The 21251-nt window shown below is 61.1% G+C and carries 20 protein-coding genes; 15 read left to right on the top strand and 5 right to left on the bottom strand.

Going from position 1 to position 21251, the window contains the following annotated elements; translation table 11 throughout:
• Positions 1 to 3 precede the first annotated feature (3 nt).
• On the bottom strand, positions 4 to 561 hold the full coding sequence (locus ATI14_RS26430) for a helix-turn-helix domain-containing protein (RefSeq protein ID WP_016973278.1): 558 nt from the start codon (positions 559 to 561) through the stop codon (positions 4 to 6).
• A 209-nt stretch (positions 562 to 770) separates the two neighbouring features.
• Positions 771 to 2927 carry a WG repeat-containing protein gene (locus tag ATI14_RS26425; RefSeq protein ID WP_016968807.1) on the bottom strand — a complete coding sequence of 719 codons (2157 nt, stop codon included), beginning with the start codon at positions 2925 to 2927 and terminating at the stop codon, positions 771 to 773.
• Positions 2928 to 3031: 104 nt separating this feature from the next.
• Here ATI14_RS26425 and ATI14_RS26420 point away from each other — a divergent pair, with 104 nt between their 5' ends.
• Entirely contained in the window at positions 3032 to 3340 is a 309-nt protein-coding gene (locus ATI14_RS26420) for an RcnB family protein (protein ID WP_016968806.1), read from the top strand.
• 75 nt (positions 3341 to 3415) lie between these two features.
• Entirely contained in the window at positions 3416 to 4609 is a 1194-nt protein-coding gene (locus ATI14_RS26415) for an MFS transporter (protein WP_016968805.1), read from the top strand.
• Here ATI14_RS26415 and ATI14_RS26410 read toward each other — a convergent pair.
• Together ATI14_RS26410 and ATI14_RS26405 are read right to left on the bottom strand one after the other, a co-directional pair.
• A complete protein-coding gene (locus ATI14_RS26410) occupies positions 4572 to 4844 on the bottom strand; it encodes a DUF1652 domain-containing protein (RefSeq protein WP_016968804.1) in 273 nt (90 codons plus the stop codon). The two genes, ATI14_RS26415 and ATI14_RS26410, sit on opposite strands and share 38 nt — an antisense overlap.
• A gap of 102 nt (positions 4845 to 4946) precedes the next feature.
• The gene (locus tag ATI14_RS26405; RefSeq protein ID WP_016968803.1) at positions 4947 to 6443 is read right to left on the bottom strand and encodes a PAS domain S-box protein; all 1497 of its coding nucleotides are present in this window, start codon (positions 6441 to 6443) and stop codon (positions 4947 to 4949) included.
• Positions 6444 to 6618: 175 nt separating this feature from the next.
• On the opposite strand from ATI14_RS26405, the gene ATI14_RS26400 reads away from it, so the two are divergent.
• From ATI14_RS26400 to ATI14_RS26335, 13 genes are all read left to right on the top strand, one after another.
• Complete coding sequence (locus ATI14_RS26400; RefSeq protein ID WP_016968802.1) at positions 6619 to 7587, top strand: hypothetical protein; 969 nt, start codon at positions 6619 to 6621, stop codon at positions 7585 to 7587.
• A gap of 84 nt (positions 7588 to 7671) precedes the next feature.
• Positions 7672 to 8475, top strand: a complete 804-nt coding sequence (locus ATI14_RS26395; RefSeq protein ID WP_031319347.1) for an AraC family transcriptional regulator — start codon at positions 7672 to 7674, stop codon at positions 8473 to 8475.
• A 185-nt stretch (positions 8476 to 8660) separates the two neighbouring features.
• Complete coding sequence (locus tag ATI14_RS26390) at positions 8661 to 9479, top strand: ABC transporter ATP-binding protein (protein ID WP_016968800.1); 819 nt, start codon at positions 8661 to 8663, stop codon at positions 9477 to 9479.
• Positions 9476 to 10240 (top strand): ABC transporter permease, encoded by a 765-nt coding sequence (locus ATI14_RS26385; RefSeq protein WP_016968799.1) that lies wholly within the window; start codon positions 9476 to 9478, stop codon positions 10238 to 10240. The genes ATI14_RS26390 and ATI14_RS26385 overlap by 4 nt, the downstream gene beginning before the upstream one ends.
• Before the next feature lie 25 nt (positions 10241 to 10265).
• The gene (locus tag ATI14_RS26380; RefSeq protein WP_016968798.1) at positions 10266 to 11306 is read left to right on the top strand and encodes an ABC transporter substrate-binding protein; all 1041 of its coding nucleotides are present in this window, start codon (positions 10266 to 10268) and stop codon (positions 11304 to 11306) included.
• Positions 11303 to 12187: a PhzF family phenazine biosynthesis protein gene (locus tag ATI14_RS26375; protein ID WP_016968797.1), complete on the top strand. Its 885-nt coding sequence runs from the start codon at positions 11303 to 11305 to the stop codon at positions 12185 to 12187. The genes ATI14_RS26380 and ATI14_RS26375 overlap by 4 nt, the downstream gene beginning before the upstream one ends.
• Positions 12184 to 12642, top strand: coding sequence for a RidA family protein (locus ATI14_RS26370; RefSeq protein WP_016968796.1), 459 nt, complete (start codon positions 12184 to 12186; stop codon positions 12640 to 12642). Before ATI14_RS26375 ends, ATI14_RS26370 begins: the two co-directional genes overlap by 4 nt.
• Before the next feature lie 72 nt (positions 12643 to 12714).
• The gene (locus ATI14_RS26365; protein ID WP_080520673.1) at positions 12715 to 13335 is read left to right on the top strand and encodes a transglycosylase SLT domain-containing protein; all 621 of its coding nucleotides are present in this window, start codon (positions 12715 to 12717) and stop codon (positions 13333 to 13335) included.
• A gap of 241 nt (positions 13336 to 13576) precedes the next feature.
• Positions 13577 to 13921, top strand: coding sequence for an FKBP-type peptidyl-prolyl cis-trans isomerase (locus tag ATI14_RS26360; protein WP_016968794.1), 345 nt, complete (start codon positions 13577 to 13579; stop codon positions 13919 to 13921).
• A gap of 542 nt (positions 13922 to 14463) precedes the next feature.
• A complete protein-coding gene (locus tag ATI14_RS26350; protein ID WP_016968793.1) occupies positions 14464 to 15180 on the top strand; it encodes an MgtC/SapB family protein in 717 nt (238 codons plus the stop codon).
• 302 nt (positions 15181 to 15482) lie between these two features.
• Positions 15483 to 16109 (top strand): response regulator transcription factor, encoded by a 627-nt coding sequence (locus ATI14_RS26345; protein ID WP_016968792.1) that lies wholly within the window; start codon positions 15483 to 15485, stop codon positions 16107 to 16109.
• Positions 16110 to 16115: 6 nt separating this feature from the next.
• Positions 16116 to 19736, top strand: a complete 3621-nt coding sequence (locus tag ATI14_RS26340; RefSeq protein WP_080520179.1) for a transporter substrate-binding domain-containing protein — start codon at positions 16116 to 16118, stop codon at positions 19734 to 19736.
• A 132-nt stretch (positions 19737 to 19868) separates the two neighbouring features.
• Positions 19869 to 20291, top strand: a complete 423-nt coding sequence (locus ATI14_RS26335; RefSeq protein WP_080520180.1) for an ANTAR domain-containing protein — start codon at positions 19869 to 19871, stop codon at positions 20289 to 20291.
• Here ATI14_RS26335 and dkgB read toward each other — a convergent pair.
• The gene (gene dkgB, locus ATI14_RS26330; RefSeq protein ID WP_016968789.1) at positions 20288 to 21106 is read right to left on the bottom strand and encodes a 2,5-didehydrogluconate reductase DkgB; all 819 of its coding nucleotides are present in this window, start codon (positions 21104 to 21106) and stop codon (positions 20288 to 20290) included. The genes ATI14_RS26335 and dkgB overlap by 4 nt on opposite strands.
• Between the last annotated feature and the right edge of the window lie 145 nt (positions 21107 to 21251).

The raw sequence follows: 21251 nt of genomic DNA, 5'->3' as shown, positions 1-21251 counted from the left end.
CTCCTAGTTGTAAACCCACAGTACGCGGGCGGGCAGTTCGGTCAGGTTGGCGTAGCGGCAGTGGGCGAAACTGGCCAGGTGGAAGCTGTCGCCGGCTTTGAGCGTCACCGAATCGGCTTGGCCTTCCACCCACAGCGTCAATTCACCTTCGAGCACAAAACCGGCCTGCTCGGCGCGGTCGCTCATGGTCTGCTCGCCGCTGTTGGCGCCGGGCGCCAGCAGGCTGTCGAGCATTGAAAACGCGCCGTTCATGCTGGGCGAGACGAGGATGTCAGTGATGCCATTGGCGTAATACACCGTGCGCCGTTCGTTGGGGCGCGTGACCCAATCCACCGCCTTGGGTTTGGGCAGGCTGTAGAAGTAGGTCGTCGGCACATCAAGGGCGTGGCTGATGGCCGTGAGGTCAGCCACGGTGGGGCGTGACAGGCCACGTTCAACCTGGGACAGAAAGCCCACCGAACGCTCGATCTTCTGCGCGAGCTGGGCGAGGGTGAGCTTCTTGTGCTTGCGCAGGTCGTGGATCAGCACGGCCAGTACGTCGAGTTCTTCCTGAATGTTCATGAAATTTATGTCGAATAATTTCATGAAAAATTACAGGATTTATTTCATGCCAGCAATGGTGTCGAGTTCTTTGTGGCGAGGGAGCTTGCTCCCGCTGGGTCGCGAAGCGGCCCCAACCGCTTCACTGCGTGCGTCCAGGTGGTCCCAGGTCGCAGCATTCAGGGCTGCTGCGCACCCCAGCGGGAGCAAGCTCCCTCGCCACAGGGGGATTATTCGCGCTCGTAGCTATCGACCTGCATCCCGTCGGCATCGAACACATTCACGCGATTCTCCTCCGTCTGATCCCAGATGCTGTACCTGGCGTCATTGCTGTTGGCCGGGATGCTGTAGGTGGTGTACGCGCCGAGTTTTTTCACCACGGCGCTGTTGCGATCAATCAACACCAGGCCCTTGAAACCCTCCATTTCCGCCGAGGCGAGGTTTTTCTGGAAGGCGTTGAGGGTGGTGTATTTGAGCGGGACGCGCAGCTTGCCTTCGGTGTCGACGGCGCCGTAGCGGTTGCCTTTTTTCACCACGGCCATGCCATTGGAGAAGGGCTCGACCTCGTCGAACGGCAGGTTGATGGCCAGGGTCTTGCCTTGAGGGTTGATAAAGCTGAATGCGCGGCTTTTGACGGCTTGCACCAGCTGCGGCTGGCCCTGGATAAACGCGCCGACGGCGGTGGTGCCCGGCGGGTTGAGTTTTTGCAGGGTGAGGGTGTAGACGTCTTTTTGCTGGCCGTCCCTTGAGGTGGTGTAGAGGTGGTCATCGATCACTTCAATACTGGAGTAACGCGGTGCCAGCAGTTCCTTGCCGGCCAGGTTCCACACGCCGTAGTCCGAATCGCTTCCGTAGGTTTTCAAGCCGGGACGGGCGATAAACAGGTCGCCCACTACCTCCACGTTGACATATTTCATGGGGACCACGACCTGCTGTTTTTTCACGTCATACACGCCGTAAGGTCCGTTGGTTTCCCGTTCGACGATCACCAGGTCATCGTTTATCGGCTTTTCGATAATGTCGAACGGCAGCTCCTTGAGCACGTGGGTGCCGGGCGCGAAGGCAAAGTACTTGAAGTGCAGCTCGCTCCAGCCGTCTTTTTGGGCGGTGCTGCCGACCTGCATGTGATACACGTTCGGCATTTCGGTGTACTCGATGCGCTCAAACCGCGGCTTGATCACCCACTGGCCCTTGTTGTCGATAAAGCCGCTCTTGTCCGAGGCATTGTCATAGGCGATATAGCGAGCCTGGGCCGGCACGCTGTTGCGCATCTCCAGCATCACGGTTTGGGGCTGCGCGGCGTCGAGCAGGTAGATGACGATGCTCGCCGGGGTGTCTTCGAAGCGGTAGGTGGCGTGCACATTCGTCAGGGCGCCGGCCGTGTCGGGCAGGCCTTTGACGAATTGTTCGAGGTGCTCCTGCACGGCGGCGCTGGTGGCGTAGCTGGAGAAGCTCGCCTGCATGCGCAGCAGTTCATCGTAGTAGGTGCGCAGGTTGGCCTTTTGTTCGGCGGTCGGTGAGGAATTGGAACTGCTGCCGTCGCTGTAGAGGGTTTTGCCGTCGGCGGTCAGGCCCTGGATCACGAAGGTCTTGTCCTTGGGCGTGGCCAGCAGCAGCGAGGCGCGGCCCTCCGCCAGGGCGGTCAATTTGTAGCTGTCGCCGTCTTCGCCGCTGGCTTTGGGGTGAGCGGAGTCGAGCACGATCTTTTTGAAGGCCGGGTAGGCGGGATAGGTGAGAGCGACATTGATGCGCTCAAGCGGCTTGTTGGTCTTGAGTTCGGCCTTGGTGGTGTCTTCGGCGTCGGCTTCTTCCACACCCGCTTCGGCGAAGGGCTGCTGCGTGCCGTCGCGCCAATGCAGGGTCTGCACGGCGTAGCGTTCCTCGTGGCGCTGGTCGGGCAGGGCGCCACGCTTGAGCACGTCACGAATCGGCTCCACCTCCAGTTTCAGCCCCGACCGGTTGTCGAAGAACAGTTGCGCGAATGCCGGTGGCTGTTGCTTGAGATTTTCCAGCGCAGCTTTCAGCTCGGCAGCCGCAACGGGCACGAAAGGTTCGTCATAGCGCAGCTCTTTTTTCTCGACGCCCGCTTTGTCGGTTTTCGACGCCGGGGAGATTTCCAGGCGCAGGCTTTCCATCATTGCGATCTGGTTGATGCTGTCGCGTACATCCAGCACGAGGTAATTCAGGCGTTTTTTCGCTTCCGGCAGGGTCAGTGTGTGGATGTCTGCCACATCGCCTTCATTCAACTGGTCTTCACTGTACTCGGTGCCGCCCACCAGGCCTGTGACCACATGGCGGTCGACCAGGTAATACGCAGCGCCACCGATCACGGCAGCGACCACCAGGGCGCTGGCGAGGAGCTTGGTTCGGGTCAGGGCTGTTTTCATTGTTGTCGGACTCGAGAATTGGCTGGCGCAAGGTTAGCAGGCTGAATGATTCCGCGCGCCTGTGGTCGGAACCTGGGTACGCGTCAATCATTGAAGGAGCACCCATGAAATCCAGAAATCTCGCTGCCTGCCTGCTGGTTGCCGCCAGCCTGTCCACCGCCAGTTTTGTCGTGCAAGCCGGCGATACGCCCCAGGAAACGGTGAAGCCTTCAAACATCAACACGCGTGACCTCAAGGAAGGCGACCGCGCCCCGGATATCCTGATGCGCAAGGAGTCGGCTGTCAGCGACTGGAAAAAGCGCGGCCTGAAGCAACCTGAGGCCGACAGCCAATGGGCACGGGTCGGCGACCGGTTTGTGCTGGTCAAGACCACCAACGGCACTATCCTCGAGATCACCCCGGTCAAAAAGTGACACGCGTTTTTCCCTGTCTCTGGGTTAAGGTAAGCGGCTGTAATGGCCGCGTTACCGTCAACCGTCGAGAGCAGGATGCTTGCCACCATCAGAAACTACCCGCGAACCGTGAACCTGTTGCTGGGCGCTACGTTGCTGCTGACGTTGGCCAAGGCGATCACGTTCCCGTACCTGGTGATTTACCTCTCCCGCCACTTCACTCTCGACATCACCCAGGTCGGGCTGGTGATCGGCAGTTCGTTGATCGTCGGCTCGCTGCTCAGTGTGTATGGCGGCTTTCTGGTCGACCGCGTCAACAGCTATCGGCTGTTGCTGGCCCTGAGCGCGCTGTTTGTGCTCGGGTTTGTCGGTACGGTACTGGCGCATGATATCTGGCTGTTTTACGGCTGCCTGATCCTGATCAACCTGGCCTACGCGGTCATCGATATTGCAGTCAAAGCCGGTTTCGCCAGCCTGTTGCCTTTCGAGGCGCGCAGCGAAGTGTTTTCCATCAAGTACACCCTCACCAACATCGGCTACGCAGTCGGGCCGGCCTTCGGGGCCGTGGTGGCCAAGGGGGACATCAGCCTGCCGTTTATCTTCTCGGCGTTGCTGGGCGGGGTGTTCTTCCTGCTGTATTGGCGCTGGGGCGACCGTACCCTGGCGACCGTCGACGTGACGCAAAAGCCCGTCTCTTTCCTCGCCGTCGGCCGGGTGTTGCTGCGCGACCACCGGCTGGTGTGCTTCACCATCGGCGGGTTGCTCAGTGCCGTGGTGTACGGGCAATTCACCGCCTGGCTGTCGCAATACCTGGTGACCACCACCACGGCGGACTACACCTACACCGTGGTCAGCGCCGTGCTGACCACCAACGCCGTGCTGGTGATTGCCTTGCAGTACGTGATTGGCCGGCGCATCTCGCACCGTCACTTGAGCCGCTGGCTGATCGCAGGCCTGGGCATGTTCATGCTGGGATTGGTGGGCTTTGCATTGTCCACCAGCGTGGGGTGGTGGGTGCTGGCGATGACGGTGTTTACGGTGGGGGAGATTATTGTGTTTCCGGCCGAATACATGTTCATCGACCGGATTGCCCCGGACCACCTTCGCGGCATGTATTACGGGGCGCAGAACCTGTCCAACCTGGGCGCGGCGCTGGGGCCGGTGCTGTGCGGGCTGGTGCTCGCCAGCCTGCCGGCCTACAGCATGTTCTACATGCTGGGGGCGTTTATCGCGGTGGGCGGGGTGTTCTATTTCATTGGGGCGTCGTTGAAGGCAAATCATCCAGAGTGAGCTTGCCCACATTGTTGCTTTGCAGCTCATAGCGCAGTTCTTCGACCATCTTTTCCACGTCCTGCGGGGTTTGGAGGCGGTTAGTGCTGATCCCGGTGACGACCAGGTCAACGCGGCCGGTTTCGGCGTCGAATACCTTGAGGGTCAGGGACGCATCCCGGCACAGGGTGAATTCGCAGGTCAGTGGAGAAAGGCCTTCTTCAATGCAGTTTCGCAATTGGGACACGGTAAACATGCGGGTTCCTTCAGGGCATCAGTGTGATGCCTTGAAGGGTATGGCTTGCCCCGCGTTGCAATAAGGCGAATTCGCACTAGCCGCACTAGTGCATTTGCACTTTCAGGGCTTGTTTTTCAGGCGCAATTCACCGGCAAACAGCCCGCGTTCACGGGCCCAGACGATGGCCGCGCTGCGGCTGTGCACGTTCAGCTTGGAATACACCGTGGCCACATGGTTACGCACCGTGTTGGGCGCGAGTTTCAGGCGCGAAGCGATCTCCTTGTCGGCCAGGCCCTCGCAGATCAAGCCCAGCACGTCACGCTCGCGGGCAGTGAGGTCGGTGAAGGCCACGTTCGGCAGGTTGGGGCTGTTGACGCTCTTGGCGTTGGCCAGTTTCTCGATCAGGGTCTGGCTGAACCATGAGGCGTCCTGCATCACTTCCTCGATGGCCGCCACCAGCTCCAGCTCCGAGCGTTTGCGCTCGGTGATGTTCATCATCACCATCAGGTAGCAAGGCACATCCTCGATAATCACCGTGTCGGCCGAAACCACGCAGTCGATCACCTCATTGCCTTTCTTGCGCACCTTGAGGTCCTGGCCGTCGAGGTTGCCGGCTTTTTCCAGGTTGGCGAACAACTGCTCGCGTGTCTGGGCGTTGTCGATAAAGTCGATGTCTTCGATGGATTTGCCGATCAGTTCTTCGCTGATATAGCCGGTGATGCTCATGAAAGCGTCATTGATATCCACGACTTGGCGGTTGCCCGCGCTGCACACCAGAGTCGGCACCGGTGTCAGGCGGAACGACTTGGCGAAACGCTCCTCGCTCTGGCGCAGCGCAATCTCCGCCTTGCGCCGTGGCTCCATGTCCATGAACGAAAACAGCATGCAGTCCTCTTCGTTCATGTCCAGCGGCTGACCGGCAACAATCACCAGTTTGCTGCCGCCCTCGGGCAGTCGCAGTTCGGCCTGCATCTGCGGAATGGTCGCGCCTTCGCCCAGGCGCTGGATGGCCAGATCCTTGCGTTCAGCCTGTTCCAGCACATCCAGTTCATAGACAGACTTGCCGATCACCTGGTCGCGGTTGTAGCCGGTCATCTCCAGGAAGCCCTGATTGACCTTGATGTAACGCAAATCGCTCAAGCGGCAGATCACGGCAGGTGCCGGGTTGGCATTGAAGGTCTTTTCAAAACGCTGCTCGGCGCTGGCCCATTCGGTGGCGTCGCTGAGGATCAGCACCAGCAGTTCCGGCTCGCCGTGGGAATCGGTGATCACCAGGCTGCGAAGGCGGTGCACCCAGGTTCGTTCTTCATCGCTCAACGGCGTGACTTCGACCACCACATCGCTGAACTCTTCGCCGGCCGCCGCCCGGGCGAGGGGGTAGTTTTCCGGCAGCACCGGGTGGTTGTTGCGATAGCGCAGGGCAAAGCGTTCGGCGTACTCCAGCGTATTGGCACCCAGCGCCATCACGGCCTCGACGCCGTGCATGGTCAACGCTGCCTCATTGGCCCACAGAATGGTTTGGTCGACTTCGGCCAGGATCACCCCGTCAGACAGCCCGGAGATGATCTGCTGCAATTGGCGACGGTTGGTTTCTTTGGCAAGAACATCCTGGGTCATAGGTTCTCCGTGGGTGTGAGGGCATGAAAATTACGACACCCCGGCTTCAGGATAGTGCAGACAAATTCCCCGGCGCGGGGTGCGAATGCACCAGATGGCCTGGTGCATTTGAGCGGGGACGGCGCGCGGCAGGCTCGCCAGACTGAAACGGTCAATTACTGTCAAAGGATCGAACATGACCACTGTCTATGAAACCAATCGTTCGCTGTTTCGCGTGTCCTGGAGCGCTGTATTGGCCGGTAGTGCAATTGCCCTGGTCACCTACCTGGTGCTGAGCGTGCTGGGCACCGCCATTGGCGCCAGCGCCGTCGACCCAATGAAAGCCGGCAACCCGCTCAGCGGTTTCGGCACGGGCGCCGGGATCTGGCTGTTCGTGTCCACGCTGGTGTCGATCGGCCTGGGTGCCTTCGTGGCCGGGCGTACCGCGCCGGATCGTGGCGGTTTGCACGGGGTACTGACCTGGACCCTGACCACTTTGCTCACTACCTGGCTGCTCGCCGGGCTGGCCGCCAGCGTGGTCGGCACCGCCGGCAATGTAGTGGGCAAAGGCCTGTCGGCCGCCGGTAGCGGCATTGCGGCGGCAGCGCCGGGGATCAGCGACAGCGTCAAGCAGCAACTGAACGAGCAGGGCATCCAGCTGGACTGGAACAGCCTGCAAGGCCAGCTCGACACCTTGCTCAAGCAAAGCGGCAAGCCTGAGCTGGACCCGGCCAACGTCGAGCAGAAAACCGACCAGGCCACCGCCGATGGCAAGCAGGTTGCCACCGATGCGGCGACTAACCCGACCCAGGCGGCCGACCAGTTGAAGCAGTGGTTCGAGCGCGTCAAAGCCTCCGGCGAACCTGCGCTGAATGCGGCGGATAAAGACGCCCTGGTCAACATCGTGGCCGCCCGCACCGGCAAGAGCAAAGCCGAAGCCACGCAGATCGTCGACAACTATGCCCAGGCCTATCAACAAGCCATGCAGAAGGTCGCCGAGCTGAAACAGCAAGCCGAGCAGAAAGCCCGCGAAGCCGGTGAAGTGGCCGCCAAACAGCTCTCCCGCGCGGCGTGGAGCACCCTGGCCATGTTGTTGCTGGGGGCTGCGCTGGCGTTCTTTGTCGGCCGCTTTGCGCTGACGAGCCGTCGCGTGCCATTGGCTTAACAGCGTTTGCAGCAAGGACGCTGCTTTTCACTGGCACCAAACATGCTAGTGTCAGGTTTCAACCCCCAGCGGCAGTGCCTGGCCATGCGTGATATCTACAGCGTGTTCAACTCCAACGGCGCCTATGAAACCGGGGCCCACGCCCACGACGAGTTCATGCTGATGGTGCCCGAGCACGGCCTGCTGCGCTTCAAGGATGAAGACAGCGGGCGCTCCACCTCGGTGGTCGACCGCCAGTTCGTGCTGGTGCCACCGCAGTGCAGTCACTCCTCTTCGTCGCTCACCCCCAGCCAGGGCCACCTGGCGTTCTACGTCGACCCCGACTACATGCACTACGCCTTGCGCGACCTTTCCGGGGGCGCCAACCGCCTGCTGCGTGTGCCCACCCTCGGCATCTGGCAAACCTCGGCGCCGCTGCACCATTTGCTGCTGGCGAAAAAAGCCTTCAGCCAACCCGACCCCTATGTGGACCGCAGCCGCCAACTGGCTCAGGCCGACCATTTGCTGCTGCTCGAATGCCTGGCGATTTCCCTCAGCCAGCCGAGTCTGCAACGCTCCTCCACCGAGCGCCACGGCGCCATGCTGGTGCGCGACGTGAAGGCGTATGTCGAAGGCAACCTGGAACATGCGCCGGGGCTGGATGACATTGCGGCGGTGTTTCATCTGTCGCGCCGGCATTTGACCCGCTTGTTTGCCCAGCACACCGGCGAGACGGTGCTGGCGTATGTGCAGCGCTTGCGCCTGGAGCGCGCGCAGACGCTGTTGCGGCATACGCGCATGTCGGTGCTGGAAGTGGCCAATAGCGTGGGGTATGAGTCGCCGTCGCATTTGGCTCATGTGTTCCGGCGGGTGCTGGGCATTTCGCCGGATGAGTGGCGCCGGTCCTGACTCCCCCAAACCCTGAACAACACCAGCTCCCACAGTTGATTCGGTTACTTCTGTTGGATTGCCAATCATCCATGTCCCGATCCCGCGCGTGATCCGGCCCGATCCCGTGCGCCACAAATCTGTCATGCGTTCATCCTCTGCTCACCAACAACAAACAAGTCCGGCTTACCGGACGAGGAGGGGCGGTGAGCGCAAGACCCTTTATCCATTTCTCGGGCGTGCGAAAAAGCTTCAAAGTCGAGGGCCGCGCATTTGTGGCCGTACGCGATGTATCGCTGGATGTTCAGCGCGGCGAAATCATTACCCTGGTCGGCCCGTCGGGCTGCGGCAAGTCCACCTTGCTGAACATGACCGCCGGGTTGTTCGGCCCCACCGAAGGCCAGGTGCATTACGACGGTGCCGAAGTCAAAGGCGTGAACACGCGGGTTGGCTACATGACCCAGGCCGACCATTTGCTGCCGTGGCGCACTGTGGCCGGCAACATCGCGGTGCCGTTGCAGATTCGCCGCATGCCCAGGGCCGACGTCGAGGCGCGGGTTGAAGAACTGATGGCCCTGGTGGGCCTTACCGGTTTCGGTGACAGCTACCCCAACCAGCTTTCCGGCGGCATGCGCAAACGCGCAGCCATGGCGCGTTTGATGGCCAGCGACCCGGAAACCCTGCTGATGGACGAACCCTTCGGCGCCCTTGATGCACAAATGCGCCTGACCCTGCAGACCGAACTGCTGCGCCTGTGTCGCAAGCTCAACAAAACCGTGCTGTTCGTGACCCACGACGTCGATGAAGCCATCGCCCTGGCCGACCGCTGCGTGGTGTTCGCCGGACGCCCCGGCACCATCGACCACATTATCGACATCCCGCTGACCGGTGAACGCAACCTGGTGCAAATGCGTTCCGACCCGCGCTACGTGGAACTCTGCGCCGAACTGTGGAAACGCCTGGCCCCCGACGTGGCAGGCGCGGCCGATCCCGCTTCATTGGCTCACTCGCTGGAGGTCGTATGATCCAAGTTTATCGCTTGCTGTTTCTGGTGTTTCTGATGCTGTTGTGGGAAGGCGTTTCGCGTCTGTTCGGCGTGGAGTTCTTTATCAGCCGGCCTTCTGCGGTGGCGCAGAGCCTGTGGAAAATCCTGCTTAACGGGGTGTTTTTCTATCACGCCGGCATCACCACGCTGGAAGCCGTGCTGGGCTTTTTCTTCGGCTCACTCGCGGGCTTGATCGCCGGGTTGGTACTGGGCCGCGCCAAGCTGCTGGCTGACATCCTCGACCCATTTTTGACCGCGTTTTACAGCTTGCCGAAAGTCGCGCTGGCGCCGCTGTTCATCCTCTGGTTCGGCATCGGGTTGCCGATGAAGGTCATCCTGACTGCCGCCGTGGTGTTCTTTCTGGTGTTCCTCAACACCTACAGCGGCGTGCGCAACGTGTCCCGCGAGCAACTGACCATCCTGCGCCTGATGGGCGCCAGGGAGCGCGACCTGTTGACCATGGTGGTGATCCCTTCGGCGTTTACCTGGGTGTTTACCGGCCTGCGTTTGTCGGTGCCTTACGCGCTGATTGGCGCGCTGGTGGGCGAGATCATCGCGGCCAACCGTGGGCTGGGCTATTTGCTCTCGGACGCGGCCTCGCAGTTCGACACTGCCGGCGTGTTCGCCTCGCTGGTGGGCATCATTGCCCTGGCGCTGATCCTCAACACCGCCGTGAAGCTCGCCGAACGCAAGCTGATGCCGTGGAAAGCCAACGAAGCCGAACGTGAAGTCGCGGTTTAACCCCCTCTATTGCTGGAGTTTGATCATGCTTAAGCGTCTCGTGATTGCCGGTCTGTTGTGCGCCTCGTTTTTACCCGCCGCACAGGCTCAGGATCTGACCAAAGTGACCCTCGCATTCCCCAGCGAAGGTTTCCTGTATGTGCCGATTTATGTGGCGCAGAAGCAGGGTTACTTTGCCGCCGAAGGCCTGGATGTGGAGGTCATCGTGTTTCAAAAAGGCGGGTCGGCGGCGCTGACCGCCGTACTGGGCCGTGACGCCGATGCCTACGTCGGTCTGCCCGCCGTGGCGGTGCGTGCGCGCACCAAAGGCCAGAATGTACAGGCCTTCGCCGCTGTGCAAACCCAGTTCGGCAGCACCGTGGTGATCGACGGCGAGTCGGCCCGCAAAGCCGGTGTGACAGCCACCTCGCCGGTCGCCGCCCGTGCCCAGGCCCTCAAAGGCTTGAAAATCGGCGTGACCGGCCCCGGCAGCACCACCGACATGCTGGTGCGTTATCTGGCCAAGGATGCGGGTTTGAACCCCGACAAGGATTTCACCATCATGCCGGTCGGCGGCGCGCCGAACATGCTCGCGGCGTTTTCCCAGGGCAGCATCAATGGCTTCTCGCTGTCGCCACCGACCATCACCACCGCCGCGCAGCAGGGCGGGTTTGTGCTGATGGACCTGGCCAAGGGGGAATACAAACCGCTGGATGGTTTCCTGTTCACGGCCATGATCGCCCGTGAGGACTGGCTGAGCGCAAACAAGGCCACCGCCGAGAAACTGGTGCGCGCGCTGTGGAAAGCCGAACACCTGATCGCCACCGAGCCGCAAAAGGCCCGTGAATCGGTGCGCCCATACTTTGCGCACACCGACAACGCGATTTTTGATGCCGCCTGGACCGCCTCGCTGCCGTCCTATCCGGCTACGCCGCGTGTGGAGAGGGACGGCGTGGAGAAGAACATCAGTTTCATGAACGCCGTGGAGAACGACCCCGTGTCGATCGACCCGCAGCAGGTCTACACCAATGCCATCGTCGACGCCGTGGCGCCGACTGTTTCCACCCTCAAGGGAGAGGCGAAATGACGCCCGAGGTTCACCTGGTCAATGTATTTCCCGCCACTCCCCGTGGCGGCAACCCGGCGCCGACCGTGGCCGTGGCGGACGGCATGAGCGACGCCGACATGCAGCAAGTCGCACGGGATTACGGGCATGAATGCGGCTTTGTCTTTGCCGCACCCGCCGGCAGCGACTTTGATTTTGCCCTGCGTTTCTGGGTGCCCAACCATGAGATGGAAATGTGCGGCCACGCCACCGTCGGTGCGGTGTGGTTGCTCGACCAACTGGGCATGTTGCACAAGGATCGCCTGGCGCTGTGGACCCAAAGCGGGCGCGTCGATGCACGAGTGACCGGCGCCGGTACGCCGCAGATTCAAGTGGAAATCAGCCAGCCCAAAGGGCAGGTCCACACCTTGAGCGACCCGGAGGTGGAGGCCGAAATTCTGTCGGTGCTGGGCATCACCTCCAACGAACTGGCACCGCTGCCGATCCAGAACGCGTGCACCAGCCGCGTCAAAACCCTGATCGCGCTGAAAAGCGTGGCGGTGCTCGACAGCCTCAAGCCGGACTACCGGCGCATGGAGCAACTGTGCGAGCGCATCGGCTCCACCGGTCTGTACCCCTACGCGCCGTCAGACCTTGAAGGTCGCCAGTTTGACGCGCGGCAGTTTCCCAAATCCTCGGGCTACCCCGAAGACGCGGCCACGGGGATCGCGGCGGCGGCGCTATCGTTCGGCTTGCTGGAAAATGGCCTGGTCACGGCGGATGAGAGGCCGGTGCATATCCGCCAAGGGCGCGCCATGGGCCGGCCGTCGCAGATTTCCCTGCGTTTTCGCCGGGACGAAGCCGGGCAGGTGCAGGGTTGCTGGCTGGGCGGGCATGTGGAATTTGCCGAGGGGCATTCATGAGTATTCGCGAAACGATCAGTGCCTTGGGTTTGGTATTGCCCGAGACGCCAAGCCCCAAGGGTGACTATGTGCCTGTGACGATTCATGGCGGGGTGGCGTACGTGAGTGGCCAGGTGTGCCGAGTGGGCGAGGGCGTGATCAGCGGCCCGGTGACCGACCTGACTTCCCCGGAAGTGGTGCTGCAGGCCGGGCAAACCTGCGCGCTGCGGGCCTTGAGCGTGCTGGACCATGCAGTGGGGCTGGAAAATGTCGAGCGCATTCTGTTTGTGCGCGGGTTTGTGTATGGCGGCGAAGGCTTCCAGAACTTTTCCAAAGTGGTCGATGGTGCGTCGCAAGTGTTCATCGACGTATTCGGCGAACAGGGCCGGCATGCACGCTCCGCGGTTGGCGTGGCCGGGCTGCCCGGCGGCGGCTTGCTGGAGCTGGAAGTCACGGGGGTGATCAAAAAACACTGATGACAATTCGGCATCAGGCAGCGTGAACGCGTAAAATGCCGGCTTTTTACGCGTATCACGCAAAGGTGCCCCTTGAGCGCAGGCAAAGCCGTCGGTTTGTTGTTACTCACCTCTGTGTTGGCGGCGTGCGGCACCTCGCCGCCACGCACGCCAAACGACATTTGCGGCATTTTTCGTGAAAAGGACGACTGGTACGACGCCGCCAAGGTCACGCAAAAGCGCTGGGGCGTGCCGATTCAGGTGCCGTTCGCGATCATGTATCAGGAATCCGGCTTCCGCCAGAACGCCCTGACGCCGCGCAAATATCTGCTGTGGATCATCCCCTGGGGCCGCGTCTCCACCGCCGCCGGCTACGCCCAGGCCAAGGATGAAGTGTGGAAGGACTACCAGAAAAGCACTGGCCGCACCGGCGCCAGTCGCCAGGACTTCGACGACGCCATCGACTTCGTTGGCTGGTACATGGACAAGACCTACACCATCAACGGCGTCTACAAATACGACGCCTACGGCCAATACCTGAACTACCACGAAGGCTGGGGCAGCTACCGCCAGCGCACCTACGCCGCCAAAGCCTGGCTGCCGCCGGTGGCGAGCAAGGTACAGGCCCGCTCGCAAATGTATGCAGCGCAATATGCCGGGTGCAAAGACAGTTTGGGGCGCGGGTTCTGGAGCCGGTTCTGGCATTGGCTGTAAGCCTCGCCCCCAAACCTGTGGCGAGCGGGCTTGCCCCGCGTTGGGCTGCGCAGCAGCCCTGATAAGAACATCACTGTTTTTCAGATAAACCGCGCCGGCAGGTTTTGGGGCCGCTTCGCAGCCCAACGCGGGGCAAGCCCGCTCGCCACAAGAACCCACCGATTGACCCTGCTGCTGACACTTGCCAAACCCACCCGATTCTGGGAAAACCCCAGCCTTTGCGCATTCAACGAGAAACGCCATGAGCAGCGACGAACTCCAGATCACCGACATCCGCCAGGGCGACGGCAAAGCCGTGGTCAAGGGGGCGCTGATCACCACCCAATACACCGGCACCCTCGAAGACGGCACGGTGTTCGACTCTTCCTGGGCGCGCGGTAAACCTTTCCAGTGCGTGATCGGCACCGGGCGCGTGATCAAGGGCTGGGACCAGGGCTTGATGGGCATGCAGGTGGGCGGCGTACGCAGCCTGTTTGTACCGGCGCACCTGGCCTACGGCGAACGCTCGATGGGCGCGCATATCAAGCCCAACAGCAACTTGCGGTTCGAGATCCAATTGCTGGAAGTGCTGACGCGGGATGACTGAGGCACGTTGTCGTCAAGAGTGCACACCGCCACCTGTGGGAGCTGGCTTGCCTGCGATGCGAACAACTCGGTCAACCAGTCGGGCCGAGGCGATGCCATCGCAGGCAAGCCAGCTCCCACACACGCCAGCCTCCACAGTTGATCTTCGGCGGATTCGGCGAATCCTTTTCTGAACCTGCCCTGAAGAATCTTCCCAAACCTTGCGGGTAAATTTCCTACGGTTTACTCGCTTGTCATCGAAGCGTAAGCTTCGCGCGTTTTCATCCATAGCGGAGTCCCTCAGTGGGTACTTGTTCGAGTGACAGTCGTCGGCCGGTTTCGGTAACCGGCATAATCCTGGCAAGGTAACGCGCATTGTTTCGATGCCGTTGTCTCGCCTCATAAAGCGAGAAGCGGCATCCCGGCAGCGGCCAGCCCTGGCACCTGCCCGAATCCCTCTCATCGACGCTGACCGGCACCTGGCTTATCCCCGGGTGCTTTGGACACGCCTGCCTGACGGTTCTTCATGTAATCAGCTTGCTGCTGCATTCAAGGAGACTTTCCATGCAAGCCATCAACAACATCAACCTCAATTCCCTGGTCGACACCGTGGTCAGCCTCACCGCTGCGTTCATTCTCGGAGGACTGATCGGTTTCGAACGCCAATACCGTCAACGCACGGCAGGTTTGCGTACCAACGTGCTGGTGGCGGTGGGCGCGGCGATTTTTGTCGACATGGCCAACCGCTTGGGCGGCGCAGAAGGCGCGGTGCGTGTGGTCGCGTATGTGGTCTCGGGTATCGGCTTTCTGGGGGCCGGTGTGATCATGCGTGAGGAGGGCAATGTGCGTGGGCTCAACACAGCGGCGACCCTTTGGGCCTCGGCGGCCGTGGGCGCCTGTGCCGGTGCCGACCTGATTCTTGAAGCCCTGCTGGGCACGCTGTTTGTGCTGGCGGCCAACACGCTGCTGCGGCCGATCGTCAATAACATCAACCGTCAGCCTTTGGATGTGGTGTCGGCAGAGGTCACCAACATTCTTTATGTGATTGCACGCCGTACGCAGCAACAGGCGGTGATGGTGCTGCTGGAAGCCGAACTGGCGCGCTGCAACTACCCGGCCAGCGACGTGGATGTGCGGCCGTTTGGCAGTGAAGAAGTGGAAATCGAGGCCACCCTGGCGGCGACCTCGGTGGACGGCGACGAGCTGGATGCGCTGGTGGCGCGTATTTCCACCTCAACCCTGGTGGTGCAGGCCTTCTGGAGCCCGAGCACGACGGACTGACCGGTTCGCGCAAAGCCTGATCAGGCACTAGATTGGTGGTGTGCTGTGAGGAAAAGTCCTACAGCGAGTCGGGATTATCCCTTCGGTAGAAACGTCATTTCGTTGTTAACGTTGCGCGCTTGCAGCTAGCCGGTGGCAAGGGTTCGGCTGTATGCGTTCAAGCTGTTTTCAACCGAAGGGACCAGGCCATGCCTGATGATCGTTCTGAGGGCGTGCAGTGCCGCTGGTCGGTACTGTCATTTCTTACAGGTGCCTGTGTCCCGTGTGATGTGCAAGGGTATCTGTCCTCTCAGGGGAGTTTTATGTTTACAGCGTTAATAGCCGATGATCATCCGTTTATCCGCCAGACCGTCCAGTTTCTATTGAAGAAGGAAGAGTTTGGCGAAATCTATCAAGCATCCAACGGTGCCGACGCCATGCAGATTGCGCGCGAAAAGCGCGTGGATTTGATCATTCTCGATTTGGGAATGACCAAGCTCGGCGGGCTTGAGGTGATCAGCCGGATCAAGGCGCTGGGCCTGCCGTGCAAGATCCTGGTGTTGACCGGGTTTTCCGCTGAGCATTTTTCTGCGCGTTGCATGCGCGCCGGTGCCATGGGGTTTGTATCCAAAACCGGTGAGCTGGACGAGCTGCAAAAGGCGATCAAGGCCGTCATGTCCAACTACAGCTGCTTTCCGAGCCTGCCGAGCAGTTCGGTCCGCCGTGACGATTTGCAGTCTTCCGAGGGCGAACTGGTTGAGTCGCTTTCCGATCGCGAACTGGCGGTGTTGCAGATGCTCGCGCTGGGGCTGGGCAATAACGAAATAGCCAGCCGCATGCTGCTCAGCCACAAGACTATCAGCACTTACAAGACGCGGCTCAAGGAGAAGCTCAATATCGACTCGGTGGTACATATGGCCAAGTTTGCTCAGCGCAATGGCTTGATCTGATCCGAAATGATCATGGCCCTGATTCGAAGGCTCACCCTGGTGCTGTGGGTGACCCTGCTGCCGTTGGCGGCGGTGGCTCTGGATGAGCCTCATCCCCTCAAATTACTGGGGCACTCCAGTTTCAAGGGCCTCTCCGTGGAGCTGGGGGATGCTGACTGGCACTGGTTGCGCGGGCGGCGTGTGCTGTTGATGGGGATATCCGCCCCGGATTATGGCCCCTTCGAGTTGACGAACAACAACGATGAACTGGAGGGCATCACCGCCGATTATGCGCAATTGCTCGCCCAGGCGCTGAACATCGCCGTCGAGGTTCGACGCTACGACACCCGTGATGAAGTCATTGAGGCGCTCAAGGGGGGACACGTTGACCTGGTGGGGTCGGCCAACGGTTTTGAAGCCGCCGACCCGCAATTGGTGTTGTCCCGTTCCTACGCCAATGATCAGCCGGTCCTGGTTACCCGCACGGGTGACAGCCAGTCCCTGATGGATGATCTGGCAGGCAAGCGCGTCGCGATGCTTTATCACTACATGCCCCCCGACGTGGTGCGTGCTTTTTACCCCAACGCCAAGGTCGAGCTGTTCCCTTCCATTTTCGAGGCCATTGCCGCCGTGGCCTTTGGCCGGGCCGATGTTTATCTGGGTGATGCAATCACCGCCAGCTACCAGATCAGCCGCAACCACCTTAACAACGTGCAGATGGCGGACTTTTCCGAGCTGGAGTCCAACTCCTTCGCCTTCGCTGTTCCCCGGGACAACACCCGGTTGCTGCGCATTATCAACACGGCGCTGAGGGCGATTCCGGCAGATGAGCAGATGGACATATTGCGCCGCTGGAGCGGCGGCAACCTGGGCCTTCTCGGTGCCGAGCGGCTGCACTTGAGCACCAGCGAACAGCGCTGGCTGGAGAAACACCCGCGGGTTCGGGTGGTGGCGTCCGACCAGATGCTGCCGCTGTCGTCTTTTGCCGCGCAAGGGCAGCAGGAGGGTTTGAGTGCCGACGTACTGTCGCGGATCAGCTTGCGCACGGGCTTGAAGTTCGATGTGGTCGCGGGCGGGTCGATGGCCCAGCAAATCAATGCGGTCAGCGCCGGCAGGGCCGACATGATGGCGGTGGTGACGCCCAGCATTGAGGGTTCCGATCAGGTGCGCTTCACCCGGCCTTACCTGACCACGCCACTGGTACTGGTTACTCGCATCAATGATCCCGGGACCATGACGCTGGAAGACATGATCGGCAAGCGCCTGGCAGTGCCCCGTGGCAATGCGGTGCGTGAGCTAATCAACCGCGATTTTCCCGGTATCAACTTCGTGGAAGCTGAAAATCCGTCACTGGCCATGGCGCTGGTGGCCAATGGTGGCGCCGAAGGCGCGGTCAACTCACTGGTCAATGCACGGTATCTGATCGCGGTGCAATACCGCGACACCCTGCAAGTCAGCAGCACCGTCGGTTCCGAGCCTGCGCGCATGACGTTCGGGGTCAACCGTGGCCAGCTGGAGCTTTTTTCGATCCTGGACAAGGCCTTGCTCAGTATTCCTCCACAGGAAATGGAGGAGTTGATCAGCCCGTGGCGTACGGATGTGGTCATCGAGGACCATTGGCTGCGCCATCGCAGCGCAATTATCCAGGGCTTTGGTCTTGCGGCGGTGTTGCTGCTGATCACCCTGGGCTGGGCGATTTATTTGCGCCGGCTGATCCGCAAACGCACCGAGGCCGAGCGGGCCTTGAGCGACCAGATGCGTTTTATGCGCGTGTTGATCGACGACACGCCTTACCCCATTTATGTGCGCGACCGCCAGGGCCGGTTGATGGCCTGCAACAGCGCTTACCTGGACGTGTTCGGCTTCAAGCTCGAAGGGGTGATCGGCAAGACGGTGATTGAAACGGACACCGGCAATACGCCGCAGGCGCGGTCGTTCCATGAGGATTATCTGCGGTTGATGGACCGCGGCGAACCGGTGATTCATGACCGGATACTCAAAGTGCCTGGCGGCAAGGAACTGACCATTTACCACTGGATGCTGCCGTACCGTGATGGCGATGAAAACGTTGTGGGCATGATCGGTGGCTGGGTAGACGTCAGTGAGCGCCAGCAGTTGTTGGGGCAGTTGCAGGAAGCCAAGGATGAAGCCGACGCGGCCAACCGCGCCAAGACCACGTTCCTGGCGACCATGAGCCACGAAATTCGTACACCCATGAACGCAGTGATCGGCATGATCGAGCTGGCGCTGGCCAACGCCGAGCAAGGCCGCGTTGACCGTGACGCACTGGAGGTGGCGTCGGTGGCCTCGCGCGGCATGCTGGAGTTGATCGGCGACATACTGGATATCGCCCGGATCGAGTCCGGCCATTTATCGTTGACCCTGGAGCCGGCCAACCTGCACGAGTTGCTCACCTCGGTGGCGCGGGTGTTCGAAGGTCTGGCACGGGAAAAGGGCCTGGCGCTGCAGGTGGAGCTGGACCCGCTGATCGATTGCCCGGTGCTGATCGACCCGCTGCGGTTCAAGCAAGTGGTGTCCAACTTGCTGAGCAATGCGATCAAGTTCACCGGCAGCGGCCAGGTGCGGTTGGGCGCCAAATGCTCACCGGCTTCGGATGCTCACGCGCTGGGCGTGCGCCTGTGGGTGGAAGACACGGGCGTGGGCATCAGCCCGCAAGACCAGCGGCGGCTGTTCAACCCGTTTATCCAGGGCACCAACACCGAACAGTCGGCGCGCAGCGGCTCGGGGCTTGGGTTGGTCATCAGCCGCAACCTGTGTGAAATGATGGGCGGGGAGCTGAACCTGAGCAGTGTGCTGGGGCAGGGCACGCGGGTGGACGTCACGCTGGCGCTGGACAGGACACAGACGCCGGCGGTGGGCACTTCGCCCCCTTCCACCAGCGTTCGGCCGACACCCGCGCTGGACATTCTGGTAGTAGACGACTACCCGGCCAACCGTTTGTTGCTGGTGCGGCAATTGAGCTTTCTGGGGCATCGCATTACCAGTGCCGAAGACGGCGAGCAGGGCTTTGCACGCTGGAAGGCCGAGCACCCCGATGTTGTCATTACCGACTGCAACATGCCGCTCAAGGATGGCTACACCCTGGCGCGGGATATCCGTACGAATGAGCAGGCCCAAGGCCTGAAGCCCTGCCTGCTGTTGGGCTTTACCGCCAATGCGCAGCCGGAGGAGGCCGAGCGCTGCCGTCAGGCCGGCATGGACGGTTGCCTGTTCAAGCCGGCCGGGCTGGACGATTTGCGCTCAGCGTTGGCCCCGCTGACGCTCGCCCCAAGCGAGCCAAAAGCTGAGGCGGCATTTGATTTGAGCACACTGATAGCGCTGACCGAAGACGATCATGCCGCGCTCAAGGAACTGTTGACGTCATTGCTCGACAGCCTGGAAGCCGACCGTGCGCTACTGCCGTCGTTGCGGGGCCAGGGCAACGTGCAAACGCTGCATGACCTGGCTCATCGGGTCAAAGGCGGCGCGCGAATGGTCAAGGCCAAGGTACTCATCGCCTGTTGCGAGGCACTGGAAGAGGCCTGCGAACAGCAAGCGTACGACACGCTGGGCGTGAGCGCCGAGGCGGTCAGCCAGGCGCTTGGCGATCTGCATGATGGCCTGAGTGCTTATTGCAACAAGCGTTGACCCGGTTGCACGCCGTTTGGAGGGTTTGGGAGAACTCCTACACGAAGGGGGAACAAGCCTGATTTTGTCTGCGGGGTATGTCTGGAGAATGGGCGGCGCTCACTGACGAGCGCTGCCTGCCAGGGGTTTGCCATGCCAAACAAAGCACTGACCATCCTGATTGCCGATGAACAGCACCTGCAACGGCTGTACATCGAGAAAATGCTCAACCGGTTGGGGTATCACCGGATTGTTCCGGTAGAAACGTTCGAAGAGGTACGGATTCTGACGGCAATCCCGGCCGAACCCTTCGATGTGCTGATCATCAATGCCGGGCTGGTCGCCGATGAGTGCGGAGCCCAACCCCAGGTGCGCCATGTGCTGGTCTACGATCATCTGGAACCCGGCGCACTTGCCGGCGCGATGCCGGCGGTGCTGGTACGGCTGCCCGGCGTGCCGGACAACATCAACCTTGAACACTTCATGGACATCATCGACCCACCCCAGGACGCAAGGGCCCTGCGGGTGTTGCCGTGGCTGCGGGAGTTATCCCGCATGCCGGCGGCCGGGGTTTAGTCCCACTTCGGTGCGAGGCCTTTGGGGCTGGTCAAGCGGTGGCCGCGCTCAAGGCTGGCGATTTGCGCCATGTCGGCGGCGCTCAAGGTCAGTTGCCGGGCCTTGAGGTTGCTTTCCAGGTTGGCGCGCTTGGTCGACGACGGGATTACCGCATAGCCCAGTTGCATGGCCCAGGCGAGGGTAACCTGCGCCGGTGTGGCTTGATGGCGTTCGGCGATCTGCCCGATCACCGGGTCTTTCAATACTTCGCCGTAGGCCAGGGTCATGTAGGAGGTGACCTGGATACCGTTGGCCGTGGCGAAATCCACGACTTTGCGGTTTTGCAGATAGGGGTGCAGCTCCACCTGGTTGGTGGCGATATTGTCGGCACCGACGGCGGCAATCGCCTGCTTCATCAGCTCGACCGTGAAGTTGGAAATACCGATCTGGCGGGTCAGGCCCTGGCGCTTGGCTTCCAGCAACTGGCCCATGAACTCGGCGACGGGCACCTGGTCTTCCGGCGATGGCCAATGGATCAGGGTCAGGTCCAGGTAGTCGGTCTGCAGCTTGCGCAGGCTTTCCTTAAGGCTCGGAATCAACTGGCCTTCGGCAAAGTTGGAGACCCAGATTTTGCTGGTGATGAACAGCTCGTCGCGTGGCACGCCACTGTCGGCAATCGCCTGGCCGACCTCTGCTTCATTCTCGTAAATCTGTGCGGTGTCGATGACGCGGTAGCCCAGTTCCAGGCCGGTGCTCACGGAGTCGATCACCACCTGGCCTTGCAGACGAAAGGTGCCGAGGCCAAAGGCCGGGACGTTTTGGTTTGGGGTAGACATCAGTAACTCCTGAAAGGGTGTGAACAATGGAGTCGAGTATCTGCCTGTCGTTCCTTCGGAAAAACCGCCGGATCCGAAAAGGACTTTTGACCTCAAGTCACGAGTGTGGAGCGCGTCAAAAAAACTGCGGCTTCACTTGCCTTGA

Origin of the sequence: Pseudomonas tolaasii NCPPB 2192, from assembly GCF_002813445.1 — a bacterium.
Taxonomy (GTDB): Bacteria; Pseudomonadota; Gammaproteobacteria; order Pseudomonadales; family Pseudomonadaceae; genus Aquipseudomonas; species Aquipseudomonas tolaasii.
This window is presented reverse-complemented; position numbering and strand designations above follow the sequence as displayed.

Coding starts and splice junctions, on each gene's coding strand:
- ATI14_RS26410 (WP_016968804.1), bottom strand. CDS start 4,844: ATGTTTACCGTGTCCCAATTGCGAAACTGCATTGAAGAAGGCCTTTCT.
- ATI14_RS26345 (WP_016968792.1), top strand. CDS start 15,483: ATGTTTACAGCGTTAATAGCCGATGATCATCCGTTTATCCGCCAGACC.
- ATI14_RS26360 (WP_016968794.1), top strand. CDS start 13,577: ATGAGCAGCGACGAACTCCAGATCACCGACATCCGCCAGGGCGACGGC.
- ATI14_RS26350 (WP_016968793.1), top strand. CDS start 14,464: ATGCAAGCCATCAACAACATCAACCTCAATTCCCTGGTCGACACCGTG.
- ATI14_RS26335 (WP_080520180.1), top strand. CDS start 19,869: ATGCCAAACAAAGCACTGACCATCCTGATTGCCGATGAACAGCACCTG.
- ATI14_RS26385 (WP_016968799.1), top strand. CDS start 9,476: ATGATCCAAGTTTATCGCTTGCTGTTTCTGGTGTTTCTGATGCTGTTG.
- ATI14_RS26395 (WP_031319347.1), top strand. CDS start 7,672: ATGCGTGATATCTACAGCGTGTTCAACTCCAACGGCGCCTATGAAACC.
- ATI14_RS26375 (WP_016968797.1), top strand. CDS start 11,303: ATGACGCCCGAGGTTCACCTGGTCAATGTATTTCCCGCCACTCCCCGT.
- ATI14_RS26420 (WP_016968806.1), top strand. CDS start 3,032: ATGAAATCCAGAAATCTCGCTGCCTGCCTGCTGGTTGCCGCCAGCCTG.
- ATI14_RS26425 (WP_016968807.1), bottom strand. CDS start 2,927: ATGAAAACAGCCCTGACCCGAACCAAGCTCCTCGCCAGCGCCCTGGTG.
- ATI14_RS26430 (WP_016973278.1), bottom strand. CDS start 561: ATGAACATTCAGGAAGAACTCGACGTACTGGCCGTGCTGATCCACGAC.
- ATI14_RS26405 (WP_016968803.1), bottom strand. CDS start 6,443: ATGACCCAGGATGTTCTTGCCAAAGAAACCAACCGTCGCCAATTGCAG.
- ATI14_RS26340 (WP_080520179.1), top strand. CDS start 16,116: ATGATCATGGCCCTGATTCGAAGGCTCACCCTGGTGCTGTGGGTGACC.
- dkgB (WP_016968789.1), bottom strand. CDS start 21,106: ATGTCTACCCCAAACCAAAACGTCCCGGCCTTTGGCCTCGGCACCTTT.
- ATI14_RS26415 (WP_016968805.1), top strand. CDS start 3,416: ATGCTTGCCACCATCAGAAACTACCCGCGAACCGTGAACCTGTTGCTG.
- ATI14_RS26400 (WP_016968802.1), top strand. CDS start 6,619: ATGACCACTGTCTATGAAACCAATCGTTCGCTGTTTCGCGTGTCCTGG.
- ATI14_RS26370 (WP_016968796.1), top strand. CDS start 12,184: ATGAGTATTCGCGAAACGATCAGTGCCTTGGGTTTGGTATTGCCCGAG.
- ATI14_RS26380 (WP_016968798.1), top strand. CDS start 10,266: ATGCTTAAGCGTCTCGTGATTGCCGGTCTGTTGTGCGCCTCGTTTTTA.